Source organism: Clostridium sp. ZS2-4 (assembly GCF_026719745.1).
Classification (GTDB): domain Bacteria; phylum Bacillota; class Clostridia; order Clostridiales; family Clostridiaceae; genus Clostridium_H.
Genome location: NZ_JAPPRQ010000103.1, coordinates 1 through 6638 on the forward strand (window position 1 = coordinate 1; position 6638 = coordinate 6638).

The 6638-nt window shown below is 27.9% G+C and carries 5 protein-coding genes and 2 pseudogenes; 5 read left to right on the top strand and 2 right to left on the bottom strand.

Annotation, left to right across the window (positions count from 1 at the left end; all coding sequences use genetic code 11):
* Positions 1-223: 223 nt before the first annotated feature.
* The 5 genes and pseudogenes from OIO11_RS17270 to OIO11_RS12225 form a co-directional block, all read left to right on the top strand.
* Positions 224-331: pseudogene (locus OIO11_RS17270) on the top strand (Tn3 family transposase); the annotation flags it as partial.
* 47 nt (positions 332-378) lie between these two features.
* Positions 379-1044: a response regulator transcription factor gene (locus OIO11_RS12210; RefSeq protein WP_268071739.1), complete on the top strand. Its 666-nt coding sequence runs from the start codon at positions 379-381 to the stop codon at positions 1042-1044.
* A 7-nt stretch (positions 1045-1051) separates the two neighbouring features.
* Complete coding sequence (locus tag OIO11_RS12215) at positions 1052-2254, top strand: sensor histidine kinase (protein ID WP_268071740.1); 1203 nt, start codon at positions 1052-1054, stop codon at positions 2252-2254.
* 116 nt (positions 2255-2370) lie between these two features.
* Positions 2371-3051 carry an ABC transporter ATP-binding protein gene (locus tag OIO11_RS12220; RefSeq protein ID WP_268071741.1) on the top strand — a complete coding sequence of 227 codons (681 nt, stop codon included), beginning with the start codon at positions 2371-2373 and terminating at the stop codon, positions 3049-3051.
* Positions 3051-5690 carry an ABC transporter permease gene (locus OIO11_RS12225; protein ID WP_268071742.1) on the top strand — a complete coding sequence of 880 codons (2640 nt, stop codon included), beginning with the start codon at positions 3051-3053 and terminating at the stop codon, positions 5688-5690. Before OIO11_RS12220 ends, OIO11_RS12225 begins: the two co-directional genes overlap by 1 nt.
* 53 nt (positions 5691-5743) lie before the next feature.
* Here OIO11_RS12225 and OIO11_RS12230 read toward each other — a convergent pair whose 3' ends face one another.
* Together OIO11_RS12230 and OIO11_RS12235 are read right to left on the bottom strand one after the other, a co-directional pair.
* Positions 5744-5959: a hypothetical protein gene (locus OIO11_RS12230; RefSeq protein ID WP_268071743.1), complete on the bottom strand. Its 216-nt coding sequence runs from the start codon at positions 5957-5959 to the stop codon at positions 5744-5746.
* Between the two features lie 129 nt (positions 5960-6088).
* Positions 6089-6502 (bottom strand): annotated as a pseudogene (locus tag OIO11_RS12235) (B3/B4 domain-containing protein); the annotation flags it as partial.
* Positions 6503-6638 lie beyond the last annotated feature (136 nt).

The following is a 6638-nucleotide window of genomic DNA, read 5'->3' on the forward strand; positions in this document are numbered from 1 at the left end:
TATGCCTATAGCTGGTATAACCATCTTAGACCTCATTCCTTCAATAAAGGATTAACTCCTTTTGAAGCTCGGTACAGCTCATAAAAATATTAGGCAAAAGTGTTACAATTTTACTTGACCAGAACACCTCTACTTGGGGTGTCATCAACATTTCCAACAAAACCCACGCTAAGGAATACAATGGACAATCATTCTATAAGAGAAGGAAAAGTTACAGGATTAGCTGCAGCGAGCCAGTGCTTTAAATATTTTAATTAATGCTATAAGCATTTGGAATACTACTTATTTACAAAAGGCTGTGGAACATCTAAAACAAAACTATACTTTTAATGTGTAAGAAAACAAGGTAATACTTATGAGAAATAAAGGAGAAAAAAGATGTTTACAATTTTAATAGTTGAAGATGATGATACAATTGCTTTTGGAATTAAAGCATTTTTATTGAAGAATAATTACAGAGTTATTCATGGAAAAAATTTAAAAGAAGGTAAAGAGCTTTTTAAAACAGATATAGACTTAATATTACTAGATTTAAATCTTTATGATGGATCAGGATTTGATTTTTGTAAGTATATAAAAAAAATTAAAGATATTCCTATCATTTTTCTTACTGTTATAGATGAAGAAAGTAGCATAATAAAAGGATTAGATATGGGTGGAGATGACTATATTACAAAACCTTTTAAATTAAGTGTTTTGAAATCTCGTATTACTGCTGTTTTACGTAGAACCTCTAAACATAATAGGGAAGAAGAGGTTTTATGGTGTAAAGATATTAAAGTAATAAAGTCAGAAGCAAAGGTGTATAAAAATAACCATGAAATAGAATTGACAGTTGGTGAATATAACCTATTACTACAATTATTAGAGAATAAAAATCGTACTTTAACAAGAACTATCTTATTGGAAAAGTTGTGGGACTCTAATGGAGACTTTGTAAATAATAATACATTATCAGTAGCTATAAAGCGTCTTAGAGAGAAGCTTGAAGATGATTCTCTTATTAAAACAGTGAGAGGAATAGGCTATAGGTTGGAGGGATAAAATTTATATGGACAAGAAAAACAGAATAATATGGATTTTTACTAGTTTTATATATATAACATTTCTTTGCACTATATTTGGTAGTTTTATTTATACACAGGCAAAAAAGAGCTTTTATGAAAAAACAGCGCAACTTATAGCAGCTGGAGTTAATGCTAATACTGATATGGAACAAACTCTGGTATCATCACTAAAAAATAAAAATGAAACAGAGATAAATAAGGGGAAAAAAATATTAGAACAATATGGTTATGTTGAACACTTCAAAAACAATTTTAATAATTATCAAATGTTTAGTAAAGTACTTATTAGTGTTTTGTTACTAATTATTTTACTTTTTTTTTATTTTGCAGGCTCAGTAGTAGTGTCAAATATTATAAAGCGTAAACGCATATGTGATTTAGCAGAATATCTTTATGACATAAATCAAGGAATTTATAGAATGGCCACCGAGAAAAAGGAGGATGAATTTTCAATTTTAGAAGATGAATTATATAAAACAGTTATGATGCTTAGGGAAAGTCGTGAAAAAGAAAGAGAAGAAAAAGAAAAGTTATGTAATAATCTTGCAGATATATCTCATCAACTTAAAACCCCACTTACGTCCATGTCATTAATGATTGAATTATTAGAAGATAGTTCTATTGAAGGAGAGGAAGCCTTATATATTAAAAGTATTTCAGGGCAAATAAATCGTTTAAATTATTTAGTCTCATCATTGTTAACACTTTCAAAAATTGATGCAGATGCGTTGACATTGGAATACAAACCTATAAATCTTTATGAACTGATATGTGCTGCTGTTGAGCCATTGCACCTGATGATAGAAAAAAAGAAACAACAACTTTTTATAAAAGATCATAGTGATGTATTTTTTTATGGTGATTTTCATTGGACTAATGAAGCTATTTTGAATATAGTTAAAAATTGTTCTGAGCACGTACCAAATGAAGGACAAATTTCTATAGATTGTAAACAAAATCCTATATGCACACAAATAACAATTGAAGATAACGGTGAAGGGTTTGATAAGAAGGATATTCCCCATCTGTTTACTAGATTTTATAAGGGTTCAAATTCATCCAAGGATAGCGTGGGAATTGGACTTGCTGTTGCAAATTCCATAATTAAAAAACAAAATGGTGAAATAATTGCTGTAAATAAAGAAACAGGAGGAGCAAAATTCATTATAAAGTTTTATAGAAATTAATTACCAATGTCACCGAAATGTAACTTAACATAGGTATTATAAATTTACATAAAAGAAAAACGATCGGTAAAATAACAGATTTTTACGGTATTTAAATAAAGAAAGGAGATAATATTTTGGAAATACTAAAAACTGAAAATCTTACAAAAACCTATGGAATAGGTGATACAAAGGTTACTGCATTGGATAATTTAAACTTGAAAATAGACAAAGGAGAATTTGTTTCAATAATTGGAACAAGTGGATCAGGAAAATCTACACTACTACATATGTTAGGAGGAGTAGATAAACCTACAAAAGGAAAAATATATATCGATGGAACTGATATTTCATCAATGAATGAAACTAAGTTAGCCTTATTTCGCAGACGAAAAGTGGGGTTAATATATCAGTTTTTTAATCTTATCCCTATTTTAACTGTTGAAAAAAATATATTATTACCTATGCTATTAGATGGTAGAAAACCTAAAAAAGAAGAATTTGATAAGATTGTAAAAATGCTTGGTTTAAAGGAAAGGCTTAATCATTTACCAAACCAGCTTTCAGGTGGTCAGCAACAAAGAGTCGCTATTGGTCGCTCATTAATTTATAGACCTGCTATTATTTTAGCAGATGAACCTACTGGAAACCTTGATAGAAAAAATTCTGAAAATATTCTTGAAATGTTAAAGCTTTCAAATAAAGAGTATAATCAGACTATTTTAATGATTACTCATGATGAAAAAATAGCATTATCAGCAGATAGAATAATTAGAATAGATGATGGTAAGCTTGTATCAGATGAGGTGATTAAATAATGAATATCATGAGTGAATACACATATCATCATTTTAAAAAAAATAAGAGGCATACCTTTTCTATAATAATTGCTATTACAATTGCTTCAGCACTTTTATGTTCGCTATGTATTTTTGCACATACTTTATGGAAAGGAAAAGTAACTGAAACAATTGAAAAGACAGGTTATTGGCATGGGGAACTCTGGGATTCTATATCTGGTGATAAATTAAAATATGTAACAGAAAATCCAGAGGTTGAAACTACAATGGTTAAAGGAACTTGGATTACTGCTAAACTTTCAAATACAAAACGTCCTTATTTATTAATGAGAGATGCAGATGCAAATTTTTGGTCAGATATGAATTTGAAAAATACTCTTATGAAGGGTAAACTTCCTGAAAAAACTGGAGAAATTGTTGTATCAAAATTATTCTTCTTAGATAATCCTTCCTATAAAATTGGTGATAAATTAACCATTCCCATAGGTGATCGTATGTTAGGCAATAAAAAAATTAAAACCCAAGATTACAAACAGTTAGGGGAGACTTTCAATACAATAGGTACTAAAACATATAAAATAGTTGGAGAGATAGATAGTTCTGGTCAGTCTATATATCCTGGATATATTGCTATGGGATACTTAGATACTGCAAAAATTAAGCCTAAAGATGAACTTACGGTTTATATGCGTTTTGTAAAACCTCGTAAAATATATGATGCATTACCGAAAATAGCTAAGTCTGTAGGATTAACTCAAGATGAATATGGACAATATGGTGTTCGTTATAATACAAATTTATTATCTTTATATGGAATTAGTAATAAAGATAACACAAACACGCAAGTCATTGTTGTTATAGCAATGGCAATAATAATAACACTACTAGTTATGGGAGCATTTATTCTTATAATATATAATGCATTTTCTTTATCTTGTAATAGCAGAATTAAACAACTAGGTATATTAAAAAGTTTAGGGGCAACTCCAAAGCAAATTAAGCATTCTGTTCTTTATGAAGGTTTTTTACTATGGATTGTTCAATTACCAATAGGAATTATAATAGGATATTTATTTAGTTATGTGGTTGTCTCTAAAGTTAATACAATTCTTAGTGCTACAGAGGATTTTAGGGAAATAGATATTTCCTTATCATGGGTAGTAGTTATCTTTGCTGTTATTATTTCATTAATTACCGTTTTAATATCTGCCTACATTCCAGCAAGGAAAGTGGCGAAAGTATCAGCTATTGTTGGTATACGTCAAAATGCTAGTAAAGTAAAACTTAAAAAGCGAAAGAATCATCTAATAATAAGAAAAATATTTGGTATAGAAGGGGACCTTGCAAAAACACAATTTTCAGCTAACAAAAAAAGTTTACGTACCGCGGCACTCTCTCTTTCAATGTGTTTTATATTAATAGTTGGATATCTAAACATTATATCTATATACAATTTAGCTAATTCTAAGAATTATGAAAAAGATAAATATGATATGGGAGTTAATCTAGATCTCGCAGATAAACCTAGTGATGAGATGCTAAATAAAATTATTTCACTGCCTGAAGTTAAAGAAAATGTAATGCGAAGGCAAGTTCGTACTTCAACTTATGTAACATCAGAACAAGAGTCAGATGTTTTTTCTAAATCTGGAGGCTTTGATGATGTAAACACAATGAAATATAATGTATTGAATGAAAATGGAAAGCATAGAATTATAGCAAACTTAGTTGGATTAAGTAATGAATCATTTAAAAATTATTGCAGAAAAATTGGTATTAATTCTGAGAAATATTATAAAAATGGTGTATCTATAGGAATATTATTAGATAGTACATATCATACATTAAAGAATTCAAAAGTTACAAAAAAAATACCATTATTAAATATAAAAGAAGGTGATGAGCTAGTTTTAAATGAAAAAATAGAAAAAGATATGAATGGAAATTATAAATTTAATGCTAAAGTTGGAAATGTTATAGAAATTTTTCCAGGAGATTTACAAATGAATAAATATAGCATAGCTTATATAGTTCCTATGAAAAATTATAAAAAAATAGTTAGTAACTTTATGCAAGATCGTATCCTTGAATACAATAGGATGTCAATTGATTTAGTGTTAAAAAATAAGACTGATAGCCCAAGAATAAAGAAAAAAATAAGTAAGATTTGTAATTCTTATATTGGATCTGAAGATTTTAGAATATGGACTCTATTAGAAGAAAAAAATCATGAAGAATTGGTTCAAAAATCTATAACTATTAGTGTTTTTGCTATAGCATTAATGATTGGTCTAATTGGCATTTTCAACACTTTTTCTACTATATCAAGTAATCTTAGATTACGAAAGAGAGAATTTGCTATATTTAGATCAGTAGGATTAACACCAAAGGGATTAAATAAAATGCTTTTAATAGAAGGTTTATTCTTTGCAATAACCCCTATTGTTGTAAGCATTCCAATAGTATTTGTTATTTGCTTTTATATGTTAAAATTAACTCTAATTACATGGGCTGAATTTATGTCTGTTTTGCCAATAGGAATAATTTTAATATATACAATGATTATAATTGTATCTATTTTCTTAGCCTATTATTTTTCTTCAAAGTCCGTTAAAAAAAGTAATGTAGTAGAAGTAATAAAAAACGAAATAGTATAATGCTATGCTATATTTCTACTCATTTGATAAATAAGCCTCTTAAAAGCTATAGTCTAAATACGTTTGGCAATTTCATGTTTTAATTTAATAATAAGATGAGAGCATATGTAAGAAATTATATATATTATTATAAAACTATATAAAGAATTCATATTGAAGTAATCTATTAAAAAATATCCTGTAGTTAATGCAATAAGAAAATATGATACATATAAAATTATATTATCTAATCCAGAATATTTATCTGTTCCAAATATTTTCAGCTTCATAAAACAATACCCCTTTAATATGTTTATAATTTTTTATTCTATAGAATTATATTGCTATGACCCCTGGGGTCATAGCAATAGTACCATAGTGAAAGACGTAGTCTGATTTTCACCCCAATAAATCTATATTTATATTATGTTATATTCAATATCTGTAGCATCTACATATTTTTTAAGCATAATAATGGCTTTATCCACTTTTTCTTTTATATCTTCTTCTGAGAAAGATATCATTATCATAAGTAAATTTTCAGCACCTTCACTAACCATTGTTCTGTCTGAATCACTTGTTGGACTACCAAAAGCTCCTTCATTATCTACGAAAACAGGCATACTAGTTAAATTTACACTACCTTTTCCTATTCCTTTATATACTTCCCCTTCTTCTCCTACTCTAAATACTATAAACTCATTAACCTTATCTAAATTATAAGAACCCATTGGAAGTAAATAAGTTAAAGAAATTAAATTATTTACTTCTACTATATTATTAACCTTATAAATACCTTTTCCTTGTAAAACTCTTCTTAACAATGCTTCTGAAGAAACTCTATATGTAGTGGTATACTAAAGTTGTAACACCTCAGTCGAATAAATGATATAATTTATTTCAGAAAAGAGGTTACGACAATGAAAAAACGAAGATACGAATCAGAATTTAAAAATAAGATTATACGCC

Bases quoted from the DNA above. Each gene is read 5' to 3' on its own strand.
- OIO11_RS12210 (WP_268071739.1), top strand. From the start codon at position 379: ATGTTTACAATTTTAATAGTTGAAGATGATGATACAATTGCTTTTGGA.
- OIO11_RS12225 (WP_268071742.1), top strand. From the start codon at position 3,051: ATGAATATCATGAGTGAATACACATATCATCATTTTAAAAAAAATAAG.
- OIO11_RS12230 (WP_268071743.1), bottom strand. From the start codon at position 5,959: ATGAAGCTGAAAATATTTGGAACAGATAAATATTCTGGATTAGATAAT.
- OIO11_RS12215 (WP_268071740.1), top strand. From the start codon at position 1,052: ATGGACAAGAAAAACAGAATAATATGGATTTTTACTAGTTTTATATAT.